Source organism: Synechococcus sp. R65.1, assembly GCF_047461755.1.
GTDB lineage: Bacteria > Cyanobacteriota > Cyanobacteriia > Thermostichales > Thermostichaceae > Thermostichus.
Map to the genome: position 1 here is coordinate 40,840 of NZ_JANSHU010000011.1, position 26,702 is coordinate 67,541.

General features: G+C 61.6%; 16 protein-coding genes. 9 read left to right on the forward strand and 7 right to left on the reverse strand.

Annotated features, from left to right (window positions below; genetic code table 11):
* Nucleotides 1-24: 24 nt before the first annotated feature.
* A complete protein-coding gene (locus tag NW814_RS06585; RefSeq protein WP_414405660.1) occupies nt 25-951 on the reverse strand; it encodes a D-isomer specific 2-hydroxyacid dehydrogenase family protein in 927 nt (308 codons plus the stop codon).
* 409 nt (nt 952-1,360) lie between these two features.
* Here NW814_RS06585 and pheT point away from each other — a divergent pair, with 409 nt between their 5' ends.
* The 3 genes from pheT to NW814_RS06600 all read left to right on the forward strand — a co-directional run bounded on the left by pheT (nt 1,361) and on the right by NW814_RS06600 (nt 6,831).
* The gene (pheT, locus tag NW814_RS06590) at nt 1,361-3,832 is read left to right on the forward strand and encodes a phenylalanine--tRNA ligase subunit beta (RefSeq protein ID WP_414405661.1); all 2,472 of its coding nucleotides are present in this window, start codon (nt 1,361-1,363) and stop codon (nt 3,830-3,832) included.
* 100 nt (nt 3,833-3,932) lie between these two features.
* Complete coding sequence (gene argB, locus NW814_RS06595; RefSeq protein WP_099813268.1) at nt 3,933-4,829, forward strand: acetylglutamate kinase; 897 nt, start codon at nt 3,933-3,935, stop codon at nt 4,827-4,829.
* Between the two features lie 157 nt (nt 4,830-4,986).
* Complete coding sequence (locus tag NW814_RS06600; RefSeq protein WP_414405662.1) at nt 4,987-6,831, forward strand: ABC transporter ATP-binding protein; 1,845 nt, start codon at nt 4,987-4,989, stop codon at nt 6,829-6,831.
* On the opposite strand, the gene NW814_RS06605 is transcribed toward NW814_RS06600, so the two are convergent.
* Entirely contained in the window at nt 6,828-7,034 is a 207-nt protein-coding gene (locus tag NW814_RS06605; RefSeq protein ID WP_414393856.1) for a hypothetical protein, read from the reverse strand. The genes NW814_RS06600 and NW814_RS06605 overlap by 4 nt on opposite strands.
* 172 nt (nt 7,035-7,206) lie before the next feature.
* Here NW814_RS06605 and NW814_RS06610 point away from each other — a divergent pair, with 172 nt between their 5' ends.
* The 3 genes from NW814_RS06610 to NW814_RS06620 all read left to right on the forward strand — a co-directional run bounded on the left by NW814_RS06610 (nt 7,207) and on the right by NW814_RS06620 (nt 9,630).
* Nucleotides 7,207-7,578 carry a hypothetical protein gene (locus NW814_RS06610; RefSeq protein WP_414393858.1) on the forward strand — a complete coding sequence of 124 codons (372 nt, stop codon included), beginning with the start codon at nt 7,207-7,209 and terminating at the stop codon, nt 7,576-7,578.
* A 70-nt stretch (nt 7,579-7,648) separates the two neighbouring features.
* Complete coding sequence (locus tag NW814_RS06615) at nt 7,649-9,160, forward strand: AAA family ATPase (protein ID WP_414405663.1); 1,512 nt, start codon at nt 7,649-7,651, stop codon at nt 9,158-9,160.
* A 119-nt stretch (nt 9,161-9,279) separates the two neighbouring features.
* Nucleotides 9,280-9,630 (forward strand): DUF1257 domain-containing protein, encoded by a 351-nt coding sequence (locus NW814_RS06620; protein ID WP_414360780.1) that lies wholly within the window; start codon nt 9,280-9,282, stop codon nt 9,628-9,630.
* A gap of 93 nt (nt 9,631-9,723) precedes the next feature.
* Here NW814_RS06620 and NW814_RS06625 read toward each other — a convergent pair whose 3' ends face one another.
* Nucleotides 9,724-10,962 carry a phosphoglycerate kinase gene (locus NW814_RS06625; RefSeq protein WP_414393861.1) on the reverse strand — a complete coding sequence of 413 codons (1,239 nt, stop codon included), beginning with the start codon at nt 10,960-10,962 and terminating at the stop codon, nt 9,724-9,726.
* 134 nt (nt 10,963-11,096) lie between these two features.
* On the opposite strand from NW814_RS06625, the gene pds reads away from it, so the two are divergent.
* From pds to NW814_RS06640, 3 genes are read left to right on the forward strand one after another with little or no spacing between them, the layout of a single operon-like run.
* A complete protein-coding gene (gene pds / locus NW814_RS06630; RefSeq protein ID WP_414405670.1) occupies nt 11,097-12,509 on the forward strand; it encodes a 15-cis-phytoene desaturase in 1,413 nt (470 codons plus the stop codon).
* 48 nt (nt 12,510-12,557) lie between these two features.
* Nucleotides 12,558-13,445: a phytoene synthase gene (locus NW814_RS06635; protein WP_414405664.1), complete on the forward strand. Its 888-nt coding sequence runs from the start codon at nt 12,558-12,560 to the stop codon at nt 13,443-13,445.
* A gap of 50 nt (nt 13,446-13,495) precedes the next feature.
* Entirely contained in the window at nt 13,496-14,311 is an 816-nt protein-coding gene (locus NW814_RS06640) for an ABC transporter permease (RefSeq protein ID WP_414405665.1), read from the forward strand.
* On the opposite strand, the gene NW814_RS06645 is transcribed toward NW814_RS06640, so the two are convergent.
* The 4 genes from NW814_RS06645 to NW814_RS06660 all read right to left on the reverse strand — a co-directional run.
* Nucleotides 14,308-19,377, reverse strand: coding sequence for a DEAD/DEAH box helicase (locus NW814_RS06645; protein ID WP_414405666.1), 5,070 nt, complete (start codon nt 19,375-19,377; stop codon nt 14,308-14,310). The two genes, NW814_RS06640 and NW814_RS06645, sit on opposite strands and share 4 nt — an antisense overlap.
* Nucleotides 19,378-19,469: 92 nt before the next feature.
* Entirely contained in the window at nt 19,470-19,676 is a 207-nt protein-coding gene (locus NW814_RS06650) for a type II toxin-antitoxin system VapB family antitoxin (protein ID WP_011429230.1), read from the reverse strand.
* A 30-nt stretch (nt 19,677-19,706) separates the two neighbouring features.
* The gene (locus NW814_RS06655) at nt 19,707-24,392 is read right to left on the reverse strand and encodes a DUF559 domain-containing protein (RefSeq protein ID WP_414405667.1); all 4,686 of its coding nucleotides are present in this window, start codon (nt 24,390-24,392) and stop codon (nt 19,707-19,709) included.
* Nucleotides 24,389-26,702, reverse strand: a 2,314-nt coding sequence (locus NW814_RS06660; protein WP_414405668.1) for a helicase-related protein, incomplete at its 5' end; no start/stop codon positions are given. The genes NW814_RS06660 and NW814_RS06655, both read right to left, overlap by 4 nt.

Sequence of the window (26,702 nt, forward strand, 5' to 3'; positions counted from 1 at the left end):
AGCCGCAGCTTCAAGCAACCCCGCTCAATAGCCCAGAACTGGGTCTACCACCCCCAACAAAGGCTCCCCCAGCCGAAAGCGGCGCACGTTTTCCCGCACCCGCTCAGACAAAGCGGGGATGATCATGGCATCGGTAATGGCTGTGCGGGGGGTAATTAGGCAGTTGGGCAAGCTCCAGAGGGGATGTCCAGGGGGCAGCGGCTCCGGGTCTGTAACATCCAGGGCGGCGCCCCGGATGATTCCTTCTTGCAAAGCAGCCACCAGGTCGGGAGTCACGATGTGTTTGCCGCGCGCCACATTGACCAGCCAGCAGCCGGATCCCATCTGCTCCAGCTCTGGCCGGGCGATGATCCCCTCGGTCTCGGGGGTAAGGGCCAAGGCCAGGATCACCACATCCGCCCCCGCCAGCACCGACTGCCGCTCTGCCAGCGTCACCACTCGGCCGGCTCCCGGCAAGGGATCCGCCCTGCGCCGCACTACATCGATGGCGCACTGAAAGGGCTGCAGCAGCTGGATCAGGGCCTGGGCAATGCCCCCTGCCCCAAAAATCACCACCCGCTTGCCCCAGAGGCTGGTGCCGGATCCCGGCTGCCAAGTCTGGGCCAAAGCGCGGATCTTCAGATCCCGTAGGCCAGCCAGGGTGAGGGCCAGGGCATGCTCGGCCACTGCCTGGGCGTACACCCCCTTGCCGCAGGTCCACACGTAGGCGGGATGCAAGATCCCCGCTTGGGCAAAAGGCTCCACGCCTGCCCACGGCAACTGCACCCAGCGGATCCCTTGGCCCTCTGCCAAGCAACGCCTTAAACCTGGCACGTCGAAACCATCGGTCCAGACCAAGGCTTCTGCTTCTGAGAGGGGCACAATTTCGCCGCCCCCCGCCAGGACTGCTGCTTTCAGCCAGGGGCGAAGATCCGCAGGCTCGACGGCAATGCGCTTGCCTTGAATGCCCATTACGGCTGTTGGAGAAGTTCTTTACCTCTTTTTTGCCATCCTCCCCGCCCTAGAGGGTGGGAACTCTCGATGCCCTGCCGTAGGCTGCCTTGGTTGCCTACGGCCTGCCAAAGTACCCAGCAGGAGGGCAAAGCTTGTTGCGATTGGGGTCAGGACCTTGCTAGCCGGAAGAGATCCCAAACAGAGGGAGGAAAGGCAACTGGAAGAGTCTAGCTTGAAAAGTGATGCCTCTGCTTACCTCTGGCCTATGACGCTTTCCGAGTTCCTGCTCCTGATAGCCCTGCTCTTTCCAGGCATCTTGCTGTCATTGATCCTCATGGCCACCTTTGCTGCCGGGGGATAGGGAGTCTCTTGCCGGTTTTGGAGGGGGATCTGATAATGGGTGCGGCGTTGGCACCCTAGACTAGCGATGCGCATCTCCTTGAAGTGGCTGCGGGAACTGGTGGATTTTGAGCTTTCCCCAGAAGAGCTGGCGGAAGCCCTCACCATGGTGGGCTTTGAAGTGGAGGAGATTGAGGATCGCCGCCGTTGGGCAGAGGGAGTGGTTCTGGGCAAGATCCTGGCTGCCGAGCCCCATCCCAACGCCGATAGGCTGCGGGTCTGTCAAGTGGATTTGGGAGGCGAACAGCCGGCCACGATTGTCTGCGGAGCCGCTAATGCCCGTCCTGGCCTGCTGGTTCCTGTAGCTACGCCAGGCACCCATTTGCCGGCGGTGAACCTGACCATCGCCAAAGCGGAAAAGCGAGGGGTGCTCTCGGAGGGCATGATCTGTTCTCTAGCTGAGCTGGGCTTGGAGAAAGCTTCGGCGGGGATCCACGAATTTCCCCCCGATTTGGATCTCAAGGCCCATCCGCTGGGCTCTGATGTGCGCCCCCTGCTGGGCCTAGACGATGTGGTGCTGGATCTCACCTCCACCGCCAACCGGGCCGACGCTCTATGCATGGTGGGGATTGCCCGCGAGGTGGCCGCCCTCACCCGCAACCCGCTACGCCTGCCACCCGTCCAGCCTCTGCAGGCTCTGCCCATCCCCAACTTCCAGTTGCGCATTGCCAATGCCAAAGCTTGTCCCGCCTACAGCGGCGTGCTGATTGAGGGGGTAAAGGTTGGCCCTTCCCCCGACTGGCTCAAACACCGGCTGGCCGCCGCCGGCATGCGCTCCATCAACAATGTTGTGGATGTTACCAACTTGATCCTGCTGGAATGGGGCCAGCCCCTGCACGCTTTCGATTGGGATCGCCTACTGCAGGTCATGGGCAAGGAGGAACCCACCATCGAAGTGCGCTTTGCCCAGCCGGGAGAAACCCTGAAAACTCTGGACGGCCAAATCCGTACTTTGCACGCTGAAAACCATCTCATCGTTGCCGGCAGCCGACCGGTGGCCCTGGCTGGCGTCATGGGAGGGGAGGAGACGGAAGTAGACGAAGCCACCACCAAGGTTTTTCTGGAGGCAGCCCTCTTTGACCCCGTGGTCACGCGCCGCTCGTCCCGCTTGCAGGGGCTGCGCACTGAAGCCTCGGCCCGCTATGAGCGAGGGGTTAACTTGGCTACCCTTGAGCTGGCGCGGGATCGGGCGGTGCAGTTAATCTTGGAGCTGGCTGGAGGCGCGGTGGTGGGCCTGACCACGTTTGACCAGCGGCCACCCTTGGAGCGGACGCTCCAGCTGCGGCTGTCGCGGCTTATCGACGTGCTAGGGGACGAGGTGCAGCCAGAGGAAGTGGAGGAAACCCTGTCGGCTCTGGGCTTTCAGCTTTCCCGCTCTCAGGCAGTTGCCCCCAAGGCCGACCCCGCTACCGCGACGGCGAGCGTGGCTAGCTGCGTTTGGCAGGTATCTGTTCCCCCCCATCGCTTGCGGGATGTTGAGCGAGAGATCGACCTGATTGAGGAGTTTGCCCGCCTCTACGGCTACAACCGCTTCTCCGAAACCCTGCCCACGGAGCCGCTGGTGGGATCCCTCTCGACACGGGAAACTTTGACGCGGCAAATTCGCGAGGTGATGCGGGGCATTGGCCTGACGGAGGTGTACCACATCTCCCTTTGTCCAGCGGACGAGGACAGCTCCCTGGTCAAAATCGCCAATCCGCTTTCCCCCGAGTACTCCGCTGTGCGCAAGGCGCTGCTGCCTGGCTTGGTGGAGGCCTTCCGCTACAACTGGGCCCAGGGGAATGGCCCCCTGCAGGCTTTTGAGATTGGCCATGTCTTTGCCTATGCCCCTCCCTCCAGTCCTGAGCCCTATCAAGAGGCGGAGCACTTGGGGGGCATCCTGGGCGGGGATCTCAACCCCAATGACTGGCGGCACCACAATCGGCCCATGGACTGGTTTGAGGCCAAGGGGCTCTTGGTCTCGGCGCTGGAGCGGCTGGGGTTTACCCCGGAATTTCGCCCGGATCCCCCTGAGGCGCAATCGCCGCTATTGCACCCGGGTCGACAGGCCGGCATCTGGATTGAGGGATCCCGCCTTGGCCTATTCGGGCAGCTTCACCCCCGCCTTTGCCAGGAGAAGGATTTGCCGGAGGAGGTCTATGGGTTTGAGCTGGAGTTGGATCCCTTGCTAGCCAGCCTAGAGAGGCGGGGCCGGGTGCAATTTTCCCCCTTTTCCCCTTTCCCCGCCTCCGCCCGGGACATCGCCTTCTTTGCGCCGCTGGAGCTATCGGTGGCGGAAATCGAGGAGGTCATCCGCCAGGCGGCGGGCCCTCTGTTGCAGTCGGTGCAGCTTTTTGACGAGTACCGCGGCCAAGGGGTACCGCCAGGGCAGCGCAGTCTGGCCTTCCGGCTGGTCTACCGCGCTCTGGATCGCACGCTCACCGATGCCGAAGTGGAAGCTGCGCAAAACCAGGTGAGGGCCCAGCTAGAAAAGCACTTTCCGGTTACCTTGCGCAGCTAGCCGTCTGCTAGTTTCTAGTACGATCTTCGGGAAGTTTTACACGGGACTTTTGGCCGTGCAGAGCAACGCCTCTCTTTCGGCAGCAACCAGCTCTCAGGCTGTGGCCTGTGATCCCCTAACACGGGCGCAGATTCTCCTCGAAGCCCTGCCCTACATCCAGCAGTACCAGGGGCGCATCATGGTCATCAAATACGGCGGCGCCGCCATGGTGCAGCAGGAGCGCCGAGCTGAGGTGCTGCGGGATATTGTTTTTCTTGCCTGTGTCGGCATTCGGCCGGTGCTGGTGCATGGCGGGGGGCCGGAAATCAACAGTTGGCTCCAGAAGCTGGACATCCCTTTCAAGTTTGTCGACGGCCTACGGGTAACCGATGCCGCCACCATGGAGGTGGTGGAGATGGTGCTGGTGGGCAAAGTCAACAAACAGATTGTCCAGCTCATCAGCTTGGCTGGCGGATCGGCGGTGGGGCTGTGTGGCCGGGATGGCAACCTCATTAGAGCTCGCTCCCAGGGTCGAGCGGAAATTGGCTTTGTGGGGGAGGTGAGCAGCGTCAACCCGCAGGTGCTGCACACTCTGCTAGAGGGCAACCAGATCCCGGTCATTGCCAGTGTGGCCGCTGACGAGACCGGCCAAGCCTACAACATCAACGCCGACACCGTGGCCGGGGAGCTGGCAGCCTCTTTAGGGGCAGAGAAGTTAATCCTCCTCACCGATACCCCAGGCATTCTCAGGGATCCTGAGGATCCCAGCTCCCTGATTACGCTCCTGGATATCGAGACGGCTCGCCAGTTGATCCAGACAGGGGTGGTCAGAGGGGGAATGATCCCCAAGGTGCAGTGCTGCATTCGCGCCTTGGCCCAAGGGGTGCGCGCTGCCCACATCCTGGATGGCGGCTCCCCTCACTCCCTGCTCCTGGAGCTGCTGACCGATGCCGGTGTGGGCACCAAGATGATCCCTTCTCAGTTCTCTGCCCAGTTGGGGAACGGAGCCTCCCTCTAGTCTTCGTTCGCGACAGCGGTGCGGCAATGGGATTTGCGCCCATGGCTGAGACATTGAACCACGGCTTAGCGGATTGTCGGGTTTAGCTGTGCCCCAGCTCCTTGCTGGCGCGCACCAATCTCCACGAGGTGTCATCAGCGTTCTTGGGTAGAAGTCCGTGAGCCTTGCTACCTCTTCCTCCGAGGCCGCTTCCTCCAGGGATCCCCAAAGCGATTGGCGGCTGCTGCGGCTGCTCTGGCCCTACGCCCGGCGGCACCTGAAGCTGTTGTTGGCCGCCTTAGCCTTTCTGCCCCCCCTGGCCTTGGCGGATGCGGTGCAGCCCTTGATCCTGCAGCGGGCTCTGGATGGCCCCATCGCCCAAGCCTTTGCCCAGGGGGATAGTAGGCCCCTTGCCAGCCTCTGGCCCTACTTGGGCCTGTTGCTGCTCACGCTGCTTGTCCGCTGGGTTTTTCAAGCCTTGGAAGGGTATACCAGCCAGAAGCTGGGGCAGTTGATAACCCGCGACATCCGCAACGATCTCTTTGCCCACGTTCTGGCCCTGCCGGCTCAGTTTTTTGACCGCACCCCCGTGGGCAAGCTGATTACCCGCATCACCAGCGACGTGGAAGCGTTGGGGGACGTGTTTTCCACCGGTGCGGTTGGCATTGTCAGCGACCTGTTTACCCTGCTGGTCGTTGCCACGGTGATGCTCAGCCAGCGCTGGGATCTGGGCCTGCTGCTCATCCTCCTCGTCCTGCCTATTAGCGCTTTGGTCCTCGAGCTGCAGCGCCGCTTTCGCCTTGCCGACTTTCGCGCCCGGGAAGAGCTCTCCAAGCTCAACGCCTGGATCCAGGAAAACCTCTTGGGCATTGCCGTGGTGCAACTGTTTTGCCGGGAGCGGCTCAACAGCAAGATGTTTCAAACCCTCAATCGGCGCCATATCCAAGAGGTGGATCAGACCATCTTCTACGACGCTGCCCTTTCTGCCGTTTTGGAGTGGGTTGCGTGGTTGGCAGTGGCTGCTCTCCTCTGGGTAGGCGGGCAGCAGGTCATCGCCGCTAGTAAGAGCAACTGGAGAGGATCCCTGCCCCTGCTTACGGAGCCCCTGACCTTGGGCAGCCTCTACGCCTTTATCCTCTTTTCCCAGCGCTTTTTTAACCCGCTGCGCCAGTTGGCAGAAAAGTTCACTGCCCTCCAGTCAGGGTTCACCGCTGTGGAACGCATCGACCACATCCTCAGCCTGCCGGTGGCCCTTCGGGATCCCGCCCAGCCGCGCCACCTGCCCCCCACTGCCAGAGGGGAGGTGCAGTTCGAGCACGTCTGGTTTGCCTACAACCCTGGCGAGTGGGTGCTCAAAGACCTCAGCTTCACCATCCGCCCCGGCGAAAAGGTAGCCCTCGTGGGGCCCACCGGCGCTGGCAAAAGCTCCATCATCCGCCTCCTTTGCCGCCTCTACGACGTCAGCCGCGGCTGCATTCGCATCGACGGGGTGGACATTCGCGACCTGCCCCAGGCTGAGCTGCACCGTCACCTAGGGGTCCTCCTGCAGGAGGGCTTCCTGTTTTCCGGGGATATCCAGCAAAACATCACCCTAGGCGAGCAAGGGGATCTGGCCGAGGTAGAGCGGGTTGCTCGCCAACTTCACCTGCACGAGTTCATCGGTAGCCTGCCCCAGGGCTATGCCACCCCTGTGCGGGAGCGGGGCAGTAACCTTTCCAGCGGCCAGAAGCAGCTCATCAGCTTCCTGCGGGTCATGTGGCGGGATCCCAAGATCCTGGTCTTGGATGAGGCTACCGCCAGCCTGGATGTGGGCACCGAGGCCCTCCTCCAATCTGCTCTGCAAACTCTGCTGCGGGATCGCACTGCCCTCATCGTCGCCCACCGTCTCTCCGCCATCCGCGATGTGGATCGCATCCTGGTGCTGCAGCGGGGGGAGCTGAAAGAAGAGGGATCCCATGCCGAGCTCCTGGCCCGCAACGGTCTCTACGCCAAGCTCTATCGGCTGCAAGGTCTGGGTAGCTAGCGGGTCGAGCCGAAGCGAGAGCGAATTGCCCTTAGAGTGGTGAAGCTGGCATCCGCCAAAGCAATGCGCGCCCTACAGAGGAGCAGGTTGCCGCTGTCTAGGGCCGTATCTTTCAGGCTGGCCAAACCGTCGCCGGCTTGCACCAGGAAACGACGGCCCCACGTGAAGAAGCTTTTGCTGAAGGTGGCAATGAGGCGTTCCATGGGGAATGAACTTCTGCATCTCCTAACTCAGCCTACTCTGCCAGCAGGGGATCTCCACAAGCCAGGAAAGCCCCCAAGAAGATCGTTACAGATTGTTAAGATTTTGCCGTCAAGACGTCAGGCTGGCTATGATGGCTTGCAAGCCCGGCGCGTAACGAGAAAACAGCTAGCCATGAGTCAGCGGCCAGAGGTTGGGGAAGGCCCAGAGGCCAAGCAAAAGGTAACGCTATATCTCTCGCCTGAACTGCACCGCAGGCTGAAGATCCGGGCTGCCGTGGAGAGGGAGCCGATGTCAGCGGTGGCCGAAAAGGCGCTTAGCTTCTACTTGCTCCACCCAGAGATCATCGAGGGAGTTCAGGGCAGTACCTACCGAGTTCACCGCTGTCCCGAGTGCAGTCACCCGTTTGTCATTCGCAACGGGGAGGTGGTCTCTCTCCGCCAACAGTCTGCCGCTGAAGCCATCCTGGAAGCGGTGGAGCCAGGATATTGGGAGGCTGCCACAGGTTCAGGGGAAGAGCGCCAGGACGCGCTGGTGCCCTGCTAGGCCGCTTCCCAGTTAGCGCCCACTTGCCTCAGCCTTTTTCCAGTTTCCCTCCGCGCAGTTGGTGTTTTCCATGCAAGAGCTCAGCATCCTCATCCAAGCTCAATACCCACTGCTTTACCTGGTTACCTCAGAGGAGGAGCGGGCGGAGGCAACCCTGGCGGCGATTGCCCGTACTCTTAGGCCGCAGCGGCGCTTGTTTACCTGGACGGTTACTCACGGCATTGTTGAATACGGCAACCCCCGCAGCCTAACCCAGCACAACACCCAGTCTCCCCAGCCTGCTATCCAGTGGGTGATGGAGCACAAGGATCCTGCCATCTTTGTTTTCAAGGATCTGCACGACTTTCTGGACAACCCTGAGGTCAAGCGCTGGCTGCGGGATGCTGTCGCCAGCCTCAAGGGATCCCACAAAACGCTTCTCCTCATGTCGCCGGTGCAGGTAATCCCAGTTGAGCTGGAAAAGGATATCTGCGTGGTGGACTTCCCCCTTCCCGACATGGCCACGCTAGAGCGCATCCTCAACCGGCAGCTGGAGCAGCTTCCGCGCGGGGGATCCCTGAGTCCCGAAACCCGAGAAAAGTTGGTCAAGGCAGCCCTGGGGCTGACGCAGGACGAGGCGGAAAAAGTTTACCGCAAGGCGGTGGTGATGCATGGCCGCCTCAGCGAGGCGGAGGTGGACATCATCCTTTCCGAGAAAAAGCAAATCATCCGCCGCAATGGCATCCTTGAGTTCATCGAAGAGGACGAGTCCATCGACGCGGTTGGCGGCCTCGAGGAGTTAAAGCGCTGGTTGCTGCAGCGTTCCGAGGCTTTTACCGAGCGAGCCCGCGCCTACGGGCTACCTGCCCCCAAGGGCTTGCTGATCCTGGGGGTGCCTGGCTGCGGCAAGTCCCTGATTGCCAAGACTACGGCCCGTCTCTGGGGCTTGCCCCTGCTGCGCCTGGACATGGGCCGCGTTTACGATGGCTCCATGGTGGGGAAATCAGAGGCCAACCTCCGCAGCGCCCTGCGCACCGCTGAATCGCTGGCGCCAGCCATCCTCTTCATCGACGAGCTGGATAAAGCCTTTGCAGGAGCAGCAGGCTCTAGCGACTCCGATGGGGGCACCTCCAGCCGCATTTTCGGTTCCTTCCTCACCTGGATGCAGGAGAAGCGCGCGCCGGTTTTCGTGCTTGCCACTGCTAACCGCGTGGATCGCCTTCCTGGAGAGTTCCTGCGCAAGGGCCGTTTTGACGAGATCTTCTTTGTGGATCTGCCTAACATCAACGAGCGCATGGAAATCTTCCGGATCCACCTGCAGAAGCGGCGGCGCGATATCAGTCGCTTTGACCTGCGCCAGCTAGCCGCTGCCTGCGAAGGCTTCTCCGGCGCGGAGATCGAACAAGTTTTGATTGCTGCCATGTACGAAGCGTTCGCCCAAAACCGTGAGTTTACCCAGCTGGACATTTTGGCAGCAACGAAAGCAACTCAACCGCTATCTCGCACCATGACGGAGCAAGTGGTAGCGTTGAGGGAATGGGCCCAGCAGCGGGCTCGGCCAGCAGCAGCTGCTGTAGCCGAGTATCAACGGCTGGAGTTCTAGTAAAAGGTTGAGGCCCACATCACTGCCGCATAGGTAGAGATGGCCTCAACCCTTCGCTAGAAGTTGCCCGTTGTTTCTGTTGACGTTCCAACCCCTACACAAAGGAGGAGAGAAACACCATGTCCCATTTTAGCACTCTGCGCACCAAAATCACCGACGGCCAAATCCTGATCAACTCCCTGCGCGATCTTGGCTACACCGTTAAGCTGAACGCCGAGGTGCGTGGCTACAATGGCCAGCGTGTTCGCGCTGACATCGTGGCCCAGTTGGAGGGCGACTACGATCTGGGCTGGTCCAAGAACCCTGATGGTTCCTACGACCTGATTGCCGATCTGTGGGGCGTGGCCAAGAAGTACAACCAAACCGAGTTGATTAACTCCATCAACCAGAAGTACGCCATCAACAAGACCTTGGCTGAGGTGAAGCGTCCCGGCTTGAACAACGCCAACGTTAAGGTGGTGGTGCACTAAGCCGGATCCTCTGTCCTCATCGCTGCAGCGATCTTCAAAGGAGGGGGCTGGGCCCAGCCCCCACTTTTTTGCCTTTAAGGGGCTGCGCAGAACCTACGCTTCGCTGAGGGCAGCAATGCCAGGCAGCTCCTTGCCCTCAAGCAGTTCCAGGCTGGCGCCGCCACCCGTGGAAATGTGGGTCATCTTGTCCGCTAGGCCCGCTTTTTCCACAGCCGCCACCGAGTCGCCGCCGCCAATGATGGTGATGGCCCCGGCCTGGGTGAGGTCGGCCAGGGTGCGGGCAATGGCTTCTGTACCTGCGGCAAAGCGGTCAAATTCAAAGACGCCCATCGGCCCGTTCCAGACTACGGTCTTGCACCCCTGTAGGGCAGCCTGGAAGGCTTTGACCGATTCCGGGCCAATGTCCAAGCCCATCCAGTCTTCGGGGATGGCGTGGATGGAAACCGTTTGGGCGTTGGCTTCAGGGTCAAACTTATCGGCTACCACCACATCCACCGGCAGCAGCAGCTCGACGCCCCGGGCTTTGGCTTTCTCCATCAGGGAGCGAGCTAGATCCAGCTTGTCAGTTTCCACCAAAGACTTGCCAGTTTTAATCCCTTGGGCCTGGTAGAAGGTGAAAATCATGCCGCCACCCAGAAGGAGCTTATCCACTTTTTCCAAGAGCCGCTCGATGACGCCAATCTTAGTAGAGACCTTGGAGCCGCCGATGATGGCCGCCAAGGGCCGCTGCGGATTCTCGATGGCGCCGGAAAGAAACTGCAGCTCCTTTTCCAGGAGATAACCAGCTACAGCAGGCTGGAGGTAGGCAGTGACGCCAGCAGTAGAGGCATGGGCGCGGTGGGCGCTGCCAAAGGCATCGTTGACGAATAGATCGGCCAGCGAGGCCAGCTTGCGGGCAAATTCTGGGTCGTTGGCTTCCTCTTCGGGGTAAAAGCGAACGTTTTCCAAGAGGGCCACCTGGCCGTTTTCCAGGTTGTTCACCACCGCTTCGGCCTCAGGGCCAATGCAGTCGGGGGCAAAGGCCACCGGCTGGCCCAAAAGCTGGGCAAGGCGGACGGCTACAGGAGCTAGGCTGTTGCCCTCGCGGGTAATGTGAACAGCGCCGGTCTCTTTGTCTTTTTTGATGGGGCGGCCCAGGTGACTCGTGAGGATGACCTTGGCCCCTGCCTGGGCCAGGGCCTGGATGGTGGGCAGGGAGGCGCGGATGCGAGTGTCGTCAGTGATGTTGCCCTGAGGATCCAGAGGGACGTTGAAATCCACTCGCACCAGTACGCGCTTGCCTTTGAGATCAAAGCCAGATGACAAAAGAGATCCCAATGTTTGCTTGGCCATCTTTGTCGCTCCCCCTGGATTTTTTCCGTATCCTACCAGGGATCGGATCCCGGCGGGAAAGCAGGGCTCTCGCAGCCGCCAGCAATTGTAACGGTTTGCAAATAGAATGGTAGTGTTGCTTGAGCGTCACCGTCATGCGCGTTGCCATTGCTGGGGGAGGGCTGGCAGGGCTGGCCTGTGCCAAGTACCTCTGCGATGCTGGGCATCAGCCGCTGCTTTTTGAGCGGCGGGATGTGCTGGGGGGGCTAGTGGCCGCCTGGAAGGATGCCGACGGCGACTGGATCGAGACGGGGCTGCACAACTTTTTCGGCGCCTACCCCAACACCTTGCAACTGTTCCGGGAGCTGGGCATCTCGGATCGCCTGCAGTGGAAGGAGCATAGCTTGATCTTCAACCAGCCAGACAAGCCGGGCACCTACTCCCGCTTTGACCTGCCGGACATTCCCGCCCCCTTCAACGCCATTGTGGCCATCCTGCGCAACAACGACATGCTCACCTGGAGCGAAAAGGTGAGGTTTGCCCTAGGGTTGGTGCCGGCCATGGTGCGCGGCCAGCGCTACGTGGAGCAGATGGATCGCTACACTCTGCTGGAGTGGCTGCGGCGGCAGGGCATTGACGAGCGGGTCAACACGGATATTTTCATCGCCGTCTCCAAGGCGCTGGCGTTCATCAACCCGGACGAGATCTCGGCCATGGTGCCCCTGACAGCCCTCAACCGCTTTTTGCGCCAGAAAGACGGCTCCAAAATTGCCTACCTGGACGGTGCCCCGCCGGAGCGGCTCTGCCAGCCGATGGTGGACTATATCGTAGCCCACGGCGGCCAGGTGCACTTGAACGCGGCGCTGCAGGCGATTGACCTCAACCCTGACGGCAGCGTGGCCGGCTTTCGCGTCGTCACTCCTTCCGGATCCCTGCAGGTAACTGCCGATGCCTACGTCTCGGCCCTTTCGGTGGATGCGCTCAAGGAGCTGCTGCCAGCTCAGTGGTGGGGGATCCCCTTTTTCCAAAAGCTGCGCGAGCTGGAAGGGGTGCCGGTGATCAGCCTGCAGATTTGGTTTGACCGCAAGATTACTCACATTGACCACTCCCTGTTTTCCCGCTCGCCTCTCTTAAGCGTGTATGCCGACATGAGCAACACCTGCCGCGCCTATGCCGATCCCCACCGGTCCATGCTGGAGCTGGTGCTGGCCCCGGCTGCCGAATGGATCGAGCGCAGCGACGAGGAGATCTTTGCCGCCACCCTGGAGGAGCTGAAAAAACTCTTTCCCCAGCATCTCACTGGCCCCAACCCGGCGCGGGTGCGCAAATGGGTGGTGGTGAAGACCCCGCGCTCGGTTTACAAGGCTACTCCAGGCCGGCAGCAGTACCGCCCCACCCAAGTTACCCCCATTCCCAACTTCTTCCTAGCCGGCAGCTACACCTTGCAGCCCTTCCTAGGCAGCATGGAGGGAGCCATCCTCTCCGGCAAGTGGGCGGCTGAGGCTATCCACAAAGGGATCCCCTCCCCAGCGGCTGCTTGCTCACGTTTGGCACCGGCAGGGGTCTAGCTTCCCATAGTGTTGAGATGTGGCCCTGCGCCTCTGGAGACGAGCCCAATGAGTCCGCTTGAGCAGTCCTTTGCCCTCTGCCGCCAGATCACGGCTAAGCACGCCAAGACGTTCTATTTGGGGTCCCTACTCCTGCCTCGACCCAAACGGCGGGCCATCTGGGCCATCTATGCTTGGCTGCGGCAAACGGACGAGCTGTTGGATGGGCTAGAGGCCAGCCAAGTAGAGGTGGAAGTCACCCGCCGCAAGCTGGAGCAGTGGGGAGCTCATCTGGAGTCCCTGTTCCAGGGGGGGGAGCCGCAAGTCCCCACTGACCTGGCTCTTATCCACACCATCCGCACCTACCGCCTCTCCATTGAGCCCTTCCGCGAGATGTTGCGGGGGCAGAGCATGGATCTGGACATTCGGCGCTATGCCACCTGGGAAGAGCTGCAGGTCTACTGCTACCGCGTGGCTGGGGTAGTGGGCCTGATGTGCTCCGAGATCATGGGGTTTGTGCCGGGGCGGGATGGCCGCGAGGAGGCGGTGGCCCTGGGGATTGCCATGCAACTGACCAACATTTTGCGGGATGTGGGGGAAGATGCCCGTCGGGGTCGGATCTACATTCCCCTTGAAGATCTGCGCCGCTTCAACTACTCGGAGCGGGATCTGTTTAACCACGTCATCGACGAGCGCTGGATGGCGCTCATGGACTACGAGATCCGGCGGGCTCGAGAGCTCTATGCCCAGGCGGAACGGGGGATCCCCACCCTGCAGCCGGACTCCCGCTGGCCGGTGGCGGCTTCGTTGATGCTCTACCGGCAGATTCTCAACGCCATCGAGCGCAACCACTACCAGGTGTTTCGCACCCGCGCCTATGTGTCCACCCTGGGCAAAGCCTTGGCGCTGCCGGTGGCCTGGTGGCGGTCGCGCCGCTCCAACTACTACGGCTATTAGCGAGCCGTTGGCAGTAGCGGCAGAAAACCAAGAAATAGAAAGGAAAACCTATGGTCAGCCGTGCCCTGAGCCTACCCTATCGGCAAATCTGGGAAGACAGTTTAACCATCTTCTGGCGCGACTGGCTGGATCTGCGCGGGCGGGTCTGGCAGGTGGTGGCCTCGGGGCTGGTAGCCCCCCTCATCTACATCGTTGCCTTTGGGGTGGGGCTGGGCGGATCCCTACGCTCAGAAGCCCTGGCCGATGTAGCGGGATCCACGGCGGCCGGCTCCTACCTGCGCTTCATTCTGCCAGGGATGGTGGCGCTTTCTGCCATGACCATTAGCTTTGCCGGCACCACCTTCTCCATCTGTGGAGCGCGGCTATTTACCAAAAGCTTTGAAGAGCTGCTGCTTTTGCCCGTGCATCCGCTGGCGCTGCACCTGGGCAAGGTGTTGGCCGGCATTGCCCGGGGTTTGCTGACGGCTTTGGGGGTCTTGGCGGTGGGGGTGCTAGGTACAGGGGCCTGGGGCCTGCTTCACCCCTTGGCGCTGTTGGTGCTGCTTTTGGATTGCGCCGTCTTTGCCGGCATTGGGGTCATTGCTGGCCTGAAGGTGCCCAGCCTGGAGAGCGTGGGCGTGCTCACCAACTTTTTAATTACACCCATGTCCTTCCTAGGGGCCACCTTTTTCGATCCCAGTCAGTTGCCAACCTACCTGCAGGTTTTGGTCTACTGCCTGCCCCTTTCCTACGCCAGCATCGGCATGCGGGCGGCGGCCTACCAGCCCCTCTCCCAGTTCCCCTGGTACACGGTTGTGGTGCTAGCGGGCCTAGCGGCCATCCTGGCCCTGGTGGGAGCCTACCTGTTTTCCCACCAGCAAGACTAGTTGCCTTGGCCAAACACCTCGGGGTAGCGAGCCAGTTGCTCCCCCAGATCCTGGTCGTAGCGCAGGACAATTACCCGGTAGCCCCGCCCCAGGAGCTGAGCTCGAATCTGGTGATCCTGCTCCACTTGGGGAAGCTGGTCGTGCACAGCGCCATCACAGAAGATGCAGACGTTGGGATCATAGAAGAAGTCGACAACACAGCGGGGATCGGCAATGGCTTTCTGAGCGTCGTCGGGAAGGCGATAACCCCCTGCTGCGAGGGTCTCCAGAAAGCGGCGCTCCAGTTCCGAGCGGGGATCGATGAGCTGGCGCAGCCACTCCAGGTGCTCCTGGCGGGAGCGGCCCAGGGAGCGCAGCTCGGTGCGGCTGTTGGCTAGCGCCCCCAAGAGATCCCGAATCCTGTACCGGTCGAGTTCCAACGCCTCCCTTTGGTTGGCATAGCTGAGCAGGCACTCGTAGCAGGCTGCCCGGCACTCCGGTCGCCGATCTTGGATCCCCTCTTCCGAAAGCTGGAAGTGGCAGATCTCCAGAGCCACTTGGGCCACCTCGGCAAGGGCGTGGGGCTCTTCCACCAGCCGCCGCAGGACGCCAGCTCCCCCTTCGGCGGTCTCGTAGAGGAGGATGGCGCGATGGGATCCCTGGCCAATGGACTCGGCCGCCAGCTCCGTCTCCTCCAGCTCAAAGGTCTCCTCGATGCCCCGCTTGAGGGCATAGCGCAGGGTCGTTTCTAGCGCCTGCAGATTCCCCCCGCTGGGCTGAACCAGCCGCACCAGCAAGAGGTTTTGGGTAGCGCGCACTGCCAGGCGGATGGGCTGCAAGGACATCTGGCTAGACGAGCTGGCTCTATGGCCCTCCAGCTGAGCTCGAGAAGGGACTTCGCCGTTGTCAAAGTTGACCAGGAAACCTCGCCCCCCACTGCCCCGCCAGCCGGAGTTGATGCGCAGTAGCGTGGCGGCTGGGGCATAGCGCAACTGCAGCAAGGGAGTTTCGCCCCTTAGCACGTCGGCTTCCTGGACGCGGTAGCCCGAACTTTCGGGAGCAAACTGAAAGAAAGTCTGCAGCTCGTATCCCTGGCGCCGCCGCTCTTCTTCGTCGGCAGTAATGCGATCCCGGCGCCGCATGCGCACATTAGGCATTTCCAGAAGCTGCGTTAAAAGGCTATTTTGCCCATCGAAGCGGGTACCGCAGACGGGGCAGCAATCCAAGGAGGGATCCCCAAAGGCCCCACAGCTAAAGCAGAGCTTGTGGCTGCTTTTGCGCTCCTCCAGGCCGCCGGGCGGAGCCTGAAAGGCCACCGATTCCCACTGGCAGCCCTCGTGGTAGAGGAAGTTGTGGGGGGCAAACTCGCGAATGGCCAAAAACCGGGGCCGGGCGATAAACTCCCCTTCGCTGCCGCGGGGCACCCAGGCGCGCACGGGCAAGGCAGGGAAGTTGTAGCCGGGCAGGAACCCCTCGCTGGCTAAGTAGCGGTAGGGGTAGAAGTCGCTTTCCTCCCGCTGGGTATCGATTTGCAACAGCAGGTTCCGCTGGCGCAGAGCCTCCTGCTGGCGGCGCCTGGCTTCCTGCTGGTCTTCCCGGCGGCGAGCCGTCTGCAGTTGCTGGTTGGCGGCTTCTAGCTGTTGCGTGGCGGCCCGATAGAGCTCCCGCCAGCGGTCAAAAGCGCGGTCAAAGGCGCGGGGGGCCTCTTCAATAACCTGCTGGATCCAGCGCCGGCTAAACCAGCCGCTGCGCTCTAGCACTTCCCGGTCAGCAGCCAAGAGCGCTTCCACCCGCTCCGCCACCTCTTGGCGCGCCGCCTCCCCTAGCTGAATGGAGGCAACTACCTCTTCCCGCAGGGGCAGCTCTGGCCGATCCAAGTTGATGACCGTTTCGATGGAGTTGCCCAAGGGCAAGCGCACCTGGGCTAGCCAGACGGCGTGGATGTGGGCCCGCAGCAGCGACTCATTGGCCAAGTCCAGGCGGGGAGGTCGCACTCGTCCAGCCACCATTTCGGCCCGGCGGCGAAAGTAGTACTGGTCGTGGCTGTTGAAGGCGCCGCAGTAGCTGAGGATGAGCCCCGGCTGCCCCTGGCGACCGGCCCGACCGCTGCGCTGGGCGTAGTTGGCTGGCGTTGGGGGAACGTTGCGCAGGTGCACCAGATCCAGATCGGCAATGTCGACCCCCAGCTCTAGGGTGGGCGAGCAGATGAGGTAGGGAAGGCGGCGCTCCCCCGGCTCATTGCGGAAGCGTCTCTCTCGCCGCTCCCGCTCCCCCGGCTGAACCACCTGGGCGGTGTGCTCTCTGGCCTCCAGGGATCCCAGCCCTGCTGCCCCGGCTCGGTAGAGCTCCTGGAAGAAGGGGTTGATGGGACGGCGGACGGAGGTGTAGCCCTCCTGCTGGGCGCGGCGGGAGTACAGAGGATCCGGTGGCGGCGGCAGGCCATCCCCCAGACACCAACGCAGACAGCCGGCGTCTAGCTGGTAGGCTACCTGGTCATTTTCCACGTGGCACCGCAGCAGGCCCTGGCTGACCAGGAGAGACAGCAGGGACTCCAAGAACCTGTCGTAGGCTTCTTGGTTCAGATCAAGGCGCCTGCAGAGGAAGCGACCAATGGCGCTGCGGGGGCCCAGGCTGAGCATTTGCCCGTTTTCCCGGGAAGGGTTCTGGCGCACAAAGAAGCTAGCCGTCCGCAACTCCTCATGCTCTTCCAGGCCCCAAAACTCATTGAGATATTGCTGGGCGCGCCGGCGCAACCTTCTCTGGGGCTCTGCCTTGAGCACGGGCACATCGATGGCCAATTGGCGCCGAAACCGATCCAACAGAGCCCGCAGCAGTTGCTCTTGCTCCTCAAGGCTAGTTTGGGCAAACCAGGGGTGGAGGGAAGCCAGGGCTGAATTTTGGCAGAGCTCCCTAAGGCCGCGGTACTCGATTTTCAGCAGGCCCACCTGTTCCAAGTTGGGGTGGGTAACCCGCCAGCCGCGCCGCAGATCTTCATAGAGCCGGTATTCGGTTAGCTCGCTAAAGGTCTGCCACACTTCCTCGGCACTGGGCGAGGCAGGGTCCAAAGCCGGGTTTTGGGCGATGTCAGCAAGCTCCAAGCCAGAAGCCCGCACCACTTCCTGGGCCACCTCGTCAAAGCCCAGCTCTTTTTTCTTGAGGAGGGCAGCATAGAGCGAGGCCCGCAGAAGGGCCACATGCACAAAATCGTTGAAGTGGCCGGCCTGCAGGGAGGCGTCCTGGCGGTTGTCGGTAAAAGTCAGCAGCTTGCTGCAAGCGGCCTGGGTTTGCTCGGCATGGCGCAGCAGGGAGGTGGCAAGGATGGTGGTGGCGCTGGAGCGGCCTTCGCTAGAGAGGGAAGCCAGCTTGACAAACTCCCGCTCGCGGCCACGGTAGTACTCGCCGCAGGCCAGGCACAGGGAAAAGGGGTGGGGCTGCCACCACATCTTCTGCGCCTCCGCCTGGGGGTACTCGGAAAAGGATCCATCAAAGGATCCATCTGGGCGCACCCAGACCGCTTGGGGGACGCGCTTTCCCCAGTTGGGCCTGAGTCTGCCCTCAGGGGTGTACCAGTCTTCGGGGATCTGCTCCAGCGACCACTCGTTGTCAAGAGGATCCAAGCTCAGGTAACCGGCTTGCTGGTCTTCGTCCTGCTCCACCTCTTCTCCCACGGGATAGGGGAGAAACCGATCCTTGGACCTGAGGACGTGGTAGTAGTCCTGGCCACAGTGGCGGCAGAACTTGACGGGGAAAAAGAGCTTGCCCTCCCCCGCCTGCATCTGCCCTTCTAGGGAAAATTGCCGCTTTTCCCGACTCTCCAGGGTGGCGTAGAGGGTGCGGCCCTGGGAGATAAACTGGTGCAGCTTGAGGGCTACTCCTCGGCTGCGGTCGTCTTTGAGGCTGCTGGCGTGGGCAAGGAACTGGCGCAGCGTTGCCGCACAGTTTTCGCTAGCGGTGCCGGTCAGTTGGGCCAGTTGGGCGGCCACCTCGGAAAGCTCCCTGGGCACGCGGCGCTTGATGCCGTCGGGACTTAACTCCAGGCCCAGCTCGTACTCCAACCAGCGCATCAAGGGATGGCGGCGCAAGCTGGCTAGGTCAGTAGGCCAGGGGGGATCGAGGGCGGGTTTGAGCTCTTCAGGTGAAGGCGGGCCACCTTCGCTCAAAGGGGCCAGGGTTTCTTCAATAACATCCTCCAGCTCAAAGCAATGGCCGAAAAAACGGCTGGCAAAGGCGGCTACAGTCTGGCGGCGCTCCTGGGCGTCGGCTTCTGGTCGGGAGATCATGGTGGCGCTGGTGCCAATATGCACCAAGTTCTTGGCCCCACAGCGTCCTTTTAGGCGGCGAACCAGCATGGCCACATCCGCCCCTTGCCGACCCCGGTAGGTGTGCAGCTCGTCAAAGACCAGAAAGCGCAGCCCTCCCATCTCGGGATTCAAAAACCGCTGATCTTCAGGACGAACCAGGAGGAGTTCTGCCATCACATAGTTGGTGAGCAGAATTTGAGGTGGATCCCGCCGTAGCTGGTCTCGTTCGTTTTCCGAAGTTTCCCCGGTGTATCTGGCAAAGCGCAGCGGAAAAGGGCGATGGTAGGCGCGCTCGTAGCGCTCGCGCAGAGTTTGTAAAGACTGGTACTGGGAGTTCACCAGGGCGTTCATGGGATAGACCACCAGGGCCGTCACCTGGCCCAGGGATCCCCCCTGGCGAATCCAGTTGTCAATGATGGGCAAGAAGTAGCAAAGGCTTTTGCCAGAGCCGGTGCCGCTGGTAACGACAAAACTCTTGCCTGCTAGGGCCTTGGCAACAGCTTCCTCCTGGTGGCGGTAGAGGCGGAAGGGTCTGCCATCCTCAAAGCGGAAAATGCGGGCTGTTTCTTGGGCAATGCGCCCCGCCTCGGCCAACTCGTCAACGGTTGGACCAGATACATAACTAGGGCTGAGCTGGAGGAGGGGTTCTGGCCAGAGGTGGATCCCTTCTTCCAGAGCTTGGTCTACAAACGCCTGTGCCCGTGGGTCGGCAATGAGAAAAAAGGAGCGGACAAAATTGGCGTAGTCCTTTAGAACCCTCTCGTGCAGGTCAAAAATGGTGGCCATCGGGGCTCTCCAAAGCCATTTTGGCTAGGTTAAGCCTAGCAGGTGTTCTAGCGACTGCAAGAGGATCGCCCTGAGGCTTGGGCTGGGAGATCTTAGGGAGAGGAGAGGCGTTGCTCGTGCAGATCTCCCTCCCATTTCAACTTGCCGCGTAAGTTGCGGATCTCGGCTTGCTCGTAGAGCCGAATGAGGGTGCGCAGCGCTTCGTGAATTATCTCGCGCTTGGTCTTGAGGCCGGTTAGCTGGCGAGCCCGCTCGATCAACTCGATCAGCTCGTCATCCAAGACAACGTTAGTCCGCATGGGAAGCTCCCCTGTTTACGCATAATGAAATTAGTGTTGCGCCAGCTTCTCCCATGCCTCTAGCACCAGCCGCCGCGTGCGGTATTCGCCGTATTGACGTATCTCCTTCTCCTTCAGCACGCGAAAGGTTTCGCCGGGGAAGGTGCTAGCAGCAGCGCGGGTAGCGTAGCCAGCCGGGTCGAGCGGGTCTGCCACCTCTTCCCGCGGGTCGAGTATGTCTTCCAGTTCGCGTTCGGTGAGGTCTGCCGGGTCGAGGATGTAGCGCAGTTGCTTGCGGGTGAGGCCGTAGAGCTGGGCGTAGTACGCATCCAGTTCAGCGCGGAGGATGGCGCGGCGTTCCTCGTTCCAGGTGAACGGCGGGAAGGGGAAGCCCTCACCCAGTGCTGCGGGCGAGGGGGTCGGGGGGTGAGGTCTAATCACAGCCCGCAATCCTTCGTCTGCCTCTCGCCATACGTCGTCGGCGAAGGGTTTCATATCCCAGGCGGTGTAGACCAGTTCCAGCACGCGCGGGACGATGAAGCGCAAATCTTCGGGGGTGTAGGCTTCGGGCGGCAGGACGGGGAGTTGCTCGACGTAAAAGAAGTTCATGTTAACGCCTGCCAGTTTTTGACGAACGACCCAGTCAAATGGCAATGTTGAGAAATTCGCAACCAAACCTGCGACGAAAGGTGCAGATATGTTCGATGGAAGCAACACGGGCAGGCTATTACCTACCCCCGCCTTTGGCAGCAATCCAAAAACAGCGCTGCGTTCGTTGGTGGCGTTGGTTACATTGCGGAAGCCGAGCAGCCAGCCGCGTTGCCACTCGCCCAGGCGGGCTGCGACTTCTTCCGCCCGCACCCAGTACCAGGGCTGGACAACAAAGTGCGGGTCGGCGTGCTGGTGCTCATCAGGCGTGGGCAGTTGGGTGCTGGAGCGGTCGCTCACGCCCTCATAGGTGCCGTAGCGGTGGTCGTAGTGCCAGATCATCTTGGCTTCGTAGAGGGGGAGGTAGCCCTCACCCCCGGCCCCTCTCCCAAGGCTTTGGGAGAGGGGAGAAGGATGCTCGTAGGAATGGGCAGTAACAAAGGCGGCAATCTCTCGCAGGACTTGTTCTGTGTGGTCGAATATCTGCTCATTGGTAAAGCGCAGCATGGCAAAGCCATGTTCGCGCAGGATTTCCTCCCGCAAACGGTCGCGTTCCTGCTGAGTGGGTTCACGGTGCACGGCGCCATCTATCTCAATGATCAGGCGGGCATCGTCACAGAAGAAATCGGCGATGAATTGTCCAATGGGGTGTTGACGACGGAATTTTCGGCCTAGCAGCCGACGGTCACGCAACAATTCCCAGAGCAGGCTTTCGGCGGTCGTCGCCTCGCGACGCAACTGCCGCGCCCTGGCAATCAGTTCCCGGCTGGCCCTGGGTAATTCGTACCCTCCTTCTCCCGCAGCGCGAGAAGAGAGGTCGGGGGCTGCGATCCTTCCCCCCTCTCCCGCAGCGTGGGAGAGGGGGCTAGGGGGTGAGGGCACAAACACATTCCCCACCAGCCGGTAACCTTGCTTTTCCAGCTCTGCACGGGTGCGGAAGAGGTGCGAGTCGTTGGACATGTGGAACATCGCCATGAAGCGCACGTCCCAAGGGTTTTCACCCGCGCGTTCGTTCACCAGTACCGGCACGCGCTCGTAGATAGCTCTGGTCAGGTCGGCATCCTGGCGAGTGCGGAAGACGGGCAGGGTGCGGGTGTTGGGATTGATGCGGGCAATGTCCTGAGGCGTTAGGCTAAAGAGCCGACGCGGGTCGCGCAGGTGGTCGGCACGGGTGGCGAAGAAGGTAAAGGTGGTGGCGTCGGTCTGGGTACGGCTGCCAGTGAGGGTGAGCAGGCAGAATTTCATGCGGCTATCCACTGCCGGAAAGAGTCGCTGGCGGTTCTCAAAATCGAACAGACTTGCCAGTTGCCCTTTTCCCACCACATCGGCAAAGAAAAGCTTGTTGGTGTCGTCGGTGGCAATGCCCGTGGGGACGATGATGCCCGCCCGTCCGTGGGGGCTGAGCAGGAGGCGCACCCTCTCGGCAAAAACGGAATAGGTGTTGATGTCGCCGCGACCCGTGAGCGGATAGGCTCCACTGCTGCGCAAAAAGCGGCTAGTGCTTTCGGCAGCATGCAGGGCGTGTTGATACTCTGCCCACAGAGCAGGGTTGACCTCAGGCAGTTGCTTAATCAAGCGCTTGCGGGCATCAGCATTGGGTGCTTTGGCAATCTGGGCATCGCGGCTGGCAAAAAACTCCTCTTCCTGGAGCTTGATCCGCTCCCACGGCGGGTTGCCCAGAATGACGTCGAAGCCGCCCTGCTCAAAGACCTCAGGAAACTCCAGCGGCCAGTGGAAGAAGCGTTGCTCTGAGGCCAGGGCTTGGGCAGTTGCTAGAGCTTGGGGATGGGCCCTACCCTCCAGCCGGTCAATCACCGCTTGGGTGGTAATGGCTCTGGAGAAGTCAGAGGTCAAGGGCTGGAAAAAGGCCGCTGTCCAGAGGTGGCAGGCTTCCACCAGCTTTTGGTGTTCCGGGTCTTGGCAGTAGCGGCTATAGAGCTGCTGCTTACGGCTCACCTCCTCCGGGGAGTTATCTGGAATGGCTTCTAGCTCCTGTCGTTCCTGGCTTAGCTTGGTCAGCGCCTCCTCAGGTTCAAGGGGAAGGGAAAGTTGCCCGCTTTGCAAAGCTTTGCGCTCGCTGCGATTGCGCCTCTTGAGGGACTGGGCAGCCTCCCTGGAGTCAGAGCTGACCGGGGTGAAGGCTTCATCGGGAATGCCTGCTTGCAACACCTTGGGATCCAGCACCCCCACCAGCGAGTCGCCACACTTGATGCGGTGATCCAAAAAGGTAAGGGGCTTGCCGGCACAGTGGGCTTCTAGCCACAGGGCCACCCGACAGAGCTCCACCGCCAGGGGGTTTTTGTCCACACCATAGAGGCAATGGGCTACAACATCCCGGATGGCTTCCCGCACCCGCTCTGGGGCAGGTTCCTCTTCGCCGCTGCGAATCTTGGCCAGCTCCTTGCCCAAACGCCGGGCCGCTGCCAGCAGGAAGTGCCCCGAGCCACAGGCAGGATCCAGAATGCGCAGGGAAAGCAGGGCCTGCTCAGCCGCAAGAATGTGGCGGTCACTCAAGGGGGTAGACTGCCAGGCTAGGGCCAGTTCTTCTTCCGAGGGAGTTGCCTGCCGTTGACCTCCAGGGGGCTTTGCCAGTCTTGCAGCGACTTGGCGGGCAAGCCTCTGGCGAAGGGCTGGAGGGATCGAGCTCCACTCCCTGCTAGCTATCTTTCTTGCTTCCTCTAGCTGTGCTTCCAGGACGGGCTCCAACGCCGAGCGGACCAGTTCAGCCACTAGCTCCGGTGGGGTGTAGTAAGAGCCCGTGCTCTTGCGCTCAGAGCCGTAGCCGAGTTCAAAGCGAGGCACCCCCTGGGAGGTGACAACCTGGGGCTGGTAGTCCAGCAGACTTTCGTAGACGGATCCCAGCTCCTCCACGTCCAGGGCAGCGTAGTTCACCCGGCGAGGGGGAGAGGTGGGGCTTTCCTGGTAGTAGGCCAAGTGCCAGAAGGCCTGCAGCAGATCCCGGTTGCTGAGGCTGCAGCTATCCAGATCCAGAGGGGCAAAGAGGTCCCCATTGAGAGGGGCAGCTCCCAAAAGCTGGGCCAGCTCCTCTTGGGAGAGCACCCGCCAGAGCACTCGCAGGCTGCACCAGAGATCCTCATGTTCCGTAAAGGCGCTCCGCCGCTCCAAAAGCTGCCGCAGCCGACCCACGCCGTAGTGATCCCGGTAGAGAGGACTGGCGCTGATAAGCCCCCGCTCCTCCGAGACCAGCAGGAACAAGAAGCGATAGACTAGCCGCAGCAACTGGCGGTAGAACTCCAAAGCTGCCGACCCGCCAGAAGCCAGCCAACCCCGCAACTGGGAGTTCTTGGGGTGGGAGAGAAACCCATTGGCCAGGCCCTTGAGGCAGGCTTCCACCCCATCCCGCAGTCGCTCCCGTACCCGGCCGCCCTGCTCCAGAGCCTGCTGGTAGTACTTTTCCAACAGACAATCCGCCGCTTGCCCTGCAACTTGGGGCAGCCGGCTGCGGTGCAGCAGCCGAAAGAGAAGGGCAAAGTCGTTAAACCGCTGCTCCTCTAGGATTTGCCTTAGGTCAAACTCCACATAGGCCTGCCGACGCACATAGGTGGAGTCGCGCAAAAGGCGCAGGGTCACGCCGTTGGTGACAATGCCCCAGAGGTGCTCGCTGCGGTTGAGATACTCCTGCAATAGAGAATGGGGCGCTAGACGAGGTCGGCCCGTTGGAGCCAGCCGCCCCAGCTCCTGCCGCACGCCCACAATGTGCACCGGCGGCGCCTCTTCCGCCTCCCCTGCCCGGTGGGAGATGGCAAAGGTAGCACCGTCAACCTCCTGGGCCCGTGGGTTGTAGTGCAGCTCGTAGCCCAGCAGGCTCAAGAACGGGATAACCCAGGCGTCGCGCGTAACCGAAGTGCCCAGATCCGCTTGGGGCAGACGGGCCAACCGCCCCTGGAAAGCCTCCCAGTAGGTGCGGGCAGTGGCCAGCGCCATGGCTATCTCTTCGGTGAGGCTGCGCTTGCTGGCTAGGCCAAAGTCTTCTGGCTTTTGTCCTGGCAGATCCCCGGCTAGAAGTTTCTCCAGGATGTCAGGCCCCAACAGGCCCCCTTCGATGCGTACCCCAGCCCACTCACTCATTTCTGCCCGCCCACCAAAGGTTGGAGAACCAGAAGTCCCAGAAGATCCGGGGGAAACTGCGGCTTTACCTGCAGGCCCCGCACCTGCAGCGACACCGCCTGACGGATGCGCCTGTGGGCAGCCTCCAGCTCACTAGCCCGCTGGCCAATCCGCTCCCGCACCGCCTGCTGCAGGGGGTGCCCTGTCCCCCAGTTTTCCCCTGTTTCCGGCCAGGGGCCAAGACAAGCCAGGAGATGCTCGACCAGCTCCTGTTTTTCTGCCAAGGGCAGGTTGGCATCCGGCTTGGCTTTGGCCAGCAGTTGCCAAGCGGTGGCTGTCTCCAGCCACTGGGCCTCCCCCCTTTCCAGGCCAACCCCACCCAGCACCAACACCTCCTCCCCCAAAAGAGGCTGGTTTTGGGATAGCTCCAGCAGGTAGCGCACCCGCAGCAGCAAGAGGGTGGTGAGCTCAGCTACAGCCCGGCTGCGGAGAGCGCCACAGCGGCAGATGAGGGGATTCTCCCCAGCGCTGAGGGCCTCCTCCAGCAAAAAATGGGCCAGGGCAGCCACAAAGCGGTGGTTGCGGCCAACATACTCCGCCCCTGGCGGTGTAGGCGAGTCAAAGCTAATGAGCCAGCGCCCGCTCTTGGAAGCGGGTAGAGCCAGGCGAAGGGCTTCCGGCAGGGTGGCGGTGGCCTCGGCGCCCACACTCACCTGGTAAACTCCAGGCTGCTTCTGGGGGGTTACCGTCAGGTTGAGGCGCTGGGCGGCAGTCAAGAAAAACTCGCGGACGGCGTCGGGATCCCCTAGGACAGCATCTGCAGCCTCCAGCTCCCGCTGCACTTCTTCAGGCTTGAGGGCCCGCTGGGCAAAGCGAGTGCGGTTGAGCTTTTCCCGCTGGGCCTGCTCCTCCCACTGCTGGTGAAACTTGAGCACTTCTCCGTCCAGATCCAGCACCAACTGGCGCTCGGCTGACCACTCTCCTTGGCGCAGGAAGAGGGCTTCCAGCACAGCCTGGGTAACGCTTTCGCTGGCTTCTGGGACAGGCACCGGGGTGCCGAGGGTGCGGTGGATTTCCCGCGCCTTGTCCAGCAACACCTTCAGCACCACGCCGTCGATGGGGTTGTCCTGCCCAAAAAAGCGGATCACCTTGACCCGGTCGGCTTTTTGGCCGTAGCGATCCACCCGCCCCTCCCGCTGCTCCAGCCGATTGGGGTTCCAGGGTAGGTCGTAGTGGATGACGGCGGTAAACTTTTCCTGCAGGTTGATCCCTTCCGAAAGGCAGTCGGTGGCCACCAGTACCCGGGGCTGCTCAACGGCCAGTTCGGCGATCTTGGCCTTGCGCTCCTCGTCCCCCATCCTGCCGGTTACGCAGGCTACTTGGGCGGCGGATCCCAGGTGTTGCCGCAGGTGGCTGGCCAGGTACTCCGCTGTGGCTACGTAGCGGCACCAGAGGATGGGGTGAAAGCCTTCTTCGAGCAACCTCTTCACCAACTCAATGGCCCGCGCCAACTTGGTGTCGTGCTCGGGGCCCTGCAGGTGTTCAGCTAGCCGAGCCAGAGCTTGTAGCCGGCGGCGGTCGCTATCTCCAGCTTCTAGAGCTAGCGCTGACCATTCATCGTCAACCCGCTCTTCTGCCGACTCGAACACCCAGCGGCTCAACTCCGCCTCAACGTCTTCTGCCTCCGGGGTTAGGCCGCTGCGATGGCGCAAGGCGGCCACGGCTGCTGCTGGACTGGACATCACACAGCGCAAGAGAGCCAAAGCACCCCAGTAGCGCACTCGCCGCCGCCGCTGCTCCAGATGTTCTCCTGTCCGCACCAACTCTGAGCAAAAGGCATAGGTGCGCTCAAACAGCTCCCGCTGCCGCTCAGAAAGAGTGTAGGTTGCATCTCCAGCTTCGCGGGTTGGAAAACAGGTCAGCTCTTGCCAGGTCTCCCTAATGTCCCGCCGGGTGCGCTGGACAAAGTGACGGGCTAGCTGGAGACGTTGCTCTTCTGAGAGAGCCTGGAGATCCCACCCCTCAAACTCAGGTCGCAACAGCCCCAGCAGCGAGCGAAAGGCCTCTGGAATGCCACTGTGGGGGGTGGCCGTCAGCAGGATCAAGTGGCGGCTGGGCTTTTGGGCCACTGCTTTGAGCAGGCTATGGCGTTCCTGCTGGCTTCTGCCTGGAGCTGCCGCTGCCCCATGGACTTCGTCGGCAATGACCAGCTCAGGACAAAATTGCAGAAATTGGTGGCGGTTGCGCTCGGTCTTGAGGAAGTCAATGCTGGCCCCCTGGCCCTGGCTCGTATACACATCTGACGCTGCCGACGATATGCAGTGTGTAGAT

Bases quoted from the DNA above. Each gene is read 5' to 3' on its own strand.
- NW814_RS06585 (WP_414405660.1), bottom strand. From the start codon at position 951: ATGGGCATTCAAGGCAAGCGCATTGCCGTCGAGCCTGCGGATCTTCGC.
- pheT (WP_414405661.1), top strand. From the start codon at position 1,361: ATGCGCATCTCCTTGAAGTGGCTGCGGGAACTGGTGGATTTTGAGCTT.
- NW814_RS06605 (WP_414393856.1), bottom strand. From the start codon at position 7,034: ATGGAACGCCTCATTGCCACCTTCAGCAAAAGCTTCTTCACGTGGGGC.
- NW814_RS06610 (WP_414393858.1), top strand. From the start codon at position 7,207: ATGAGTCAGCGGCCAGAGGTTGGGGAAGGCCCAGAGGCCAAGCAAAAG.
- NW814_RS06615 (WP_414405663.1), top strand. From the start codon at position 7,649: ATGCAAGAGCTCAGCATCCTCATCCAAGCTCAATACCCACTGCTTTAC.
- NW814_RS06620 (WP_414360780.1), top strand. From the start codon at position 9,280: ATGTCCCATTTTAGCACTCTGCGCACCAAAATCACCGACGGCCAAATC.
- NW814_RS06625 (WP_414393861.1), bottom strand. From the start codon at position 10,962: ATGGCCAAGCAAACATTGGGATCTCTTTTGTCATCTGGCTTTGATCTC.
- pds (WP_414405670.1), top strand. From the start codon at position 11,097: ATGCGCGTTGCCATTGCTGGGGGAGGGCTGGCAGGGCTGGCCTGTGCC.
- NW814_RS06635 (WP_414405664.1), top strand. From the start codon at position 12,558: ATGAGTCCGCTTGAGCAGTCCTTTGCCCTCTGCCGCCAGATCACGGCT.
- NW814_RS06640 (WP_414405665.1), top strand. From the start codon at position 13,496: ATGGTCAGCCGTGCCCTGAGCCTACCCTATCGGCAAATCTGGGAAGAC.
- NW814_RS06645 (WP_414405666.1), bottom strand. From the start codon at position 19,377: ATGGCCACCATTTTTGACCTGCACGAGAGGGTTCTAAAGGACTACGCC.
- NW814_RS06650 (WP_011429230.1), bottom strand. From the start codon at position 19,676: ATGCGGACTAACGTTGTCTTGGATGACGAGCTGATCGAGTTGATCGAG.
- NW814_RS06655 (WP_414405667.1), bottom strand. From the start codon at position 24,392: ATGAGTGAGTGGGCTGGGGTACGCATCGAAGGGGGCCTGTTGGGGCCT.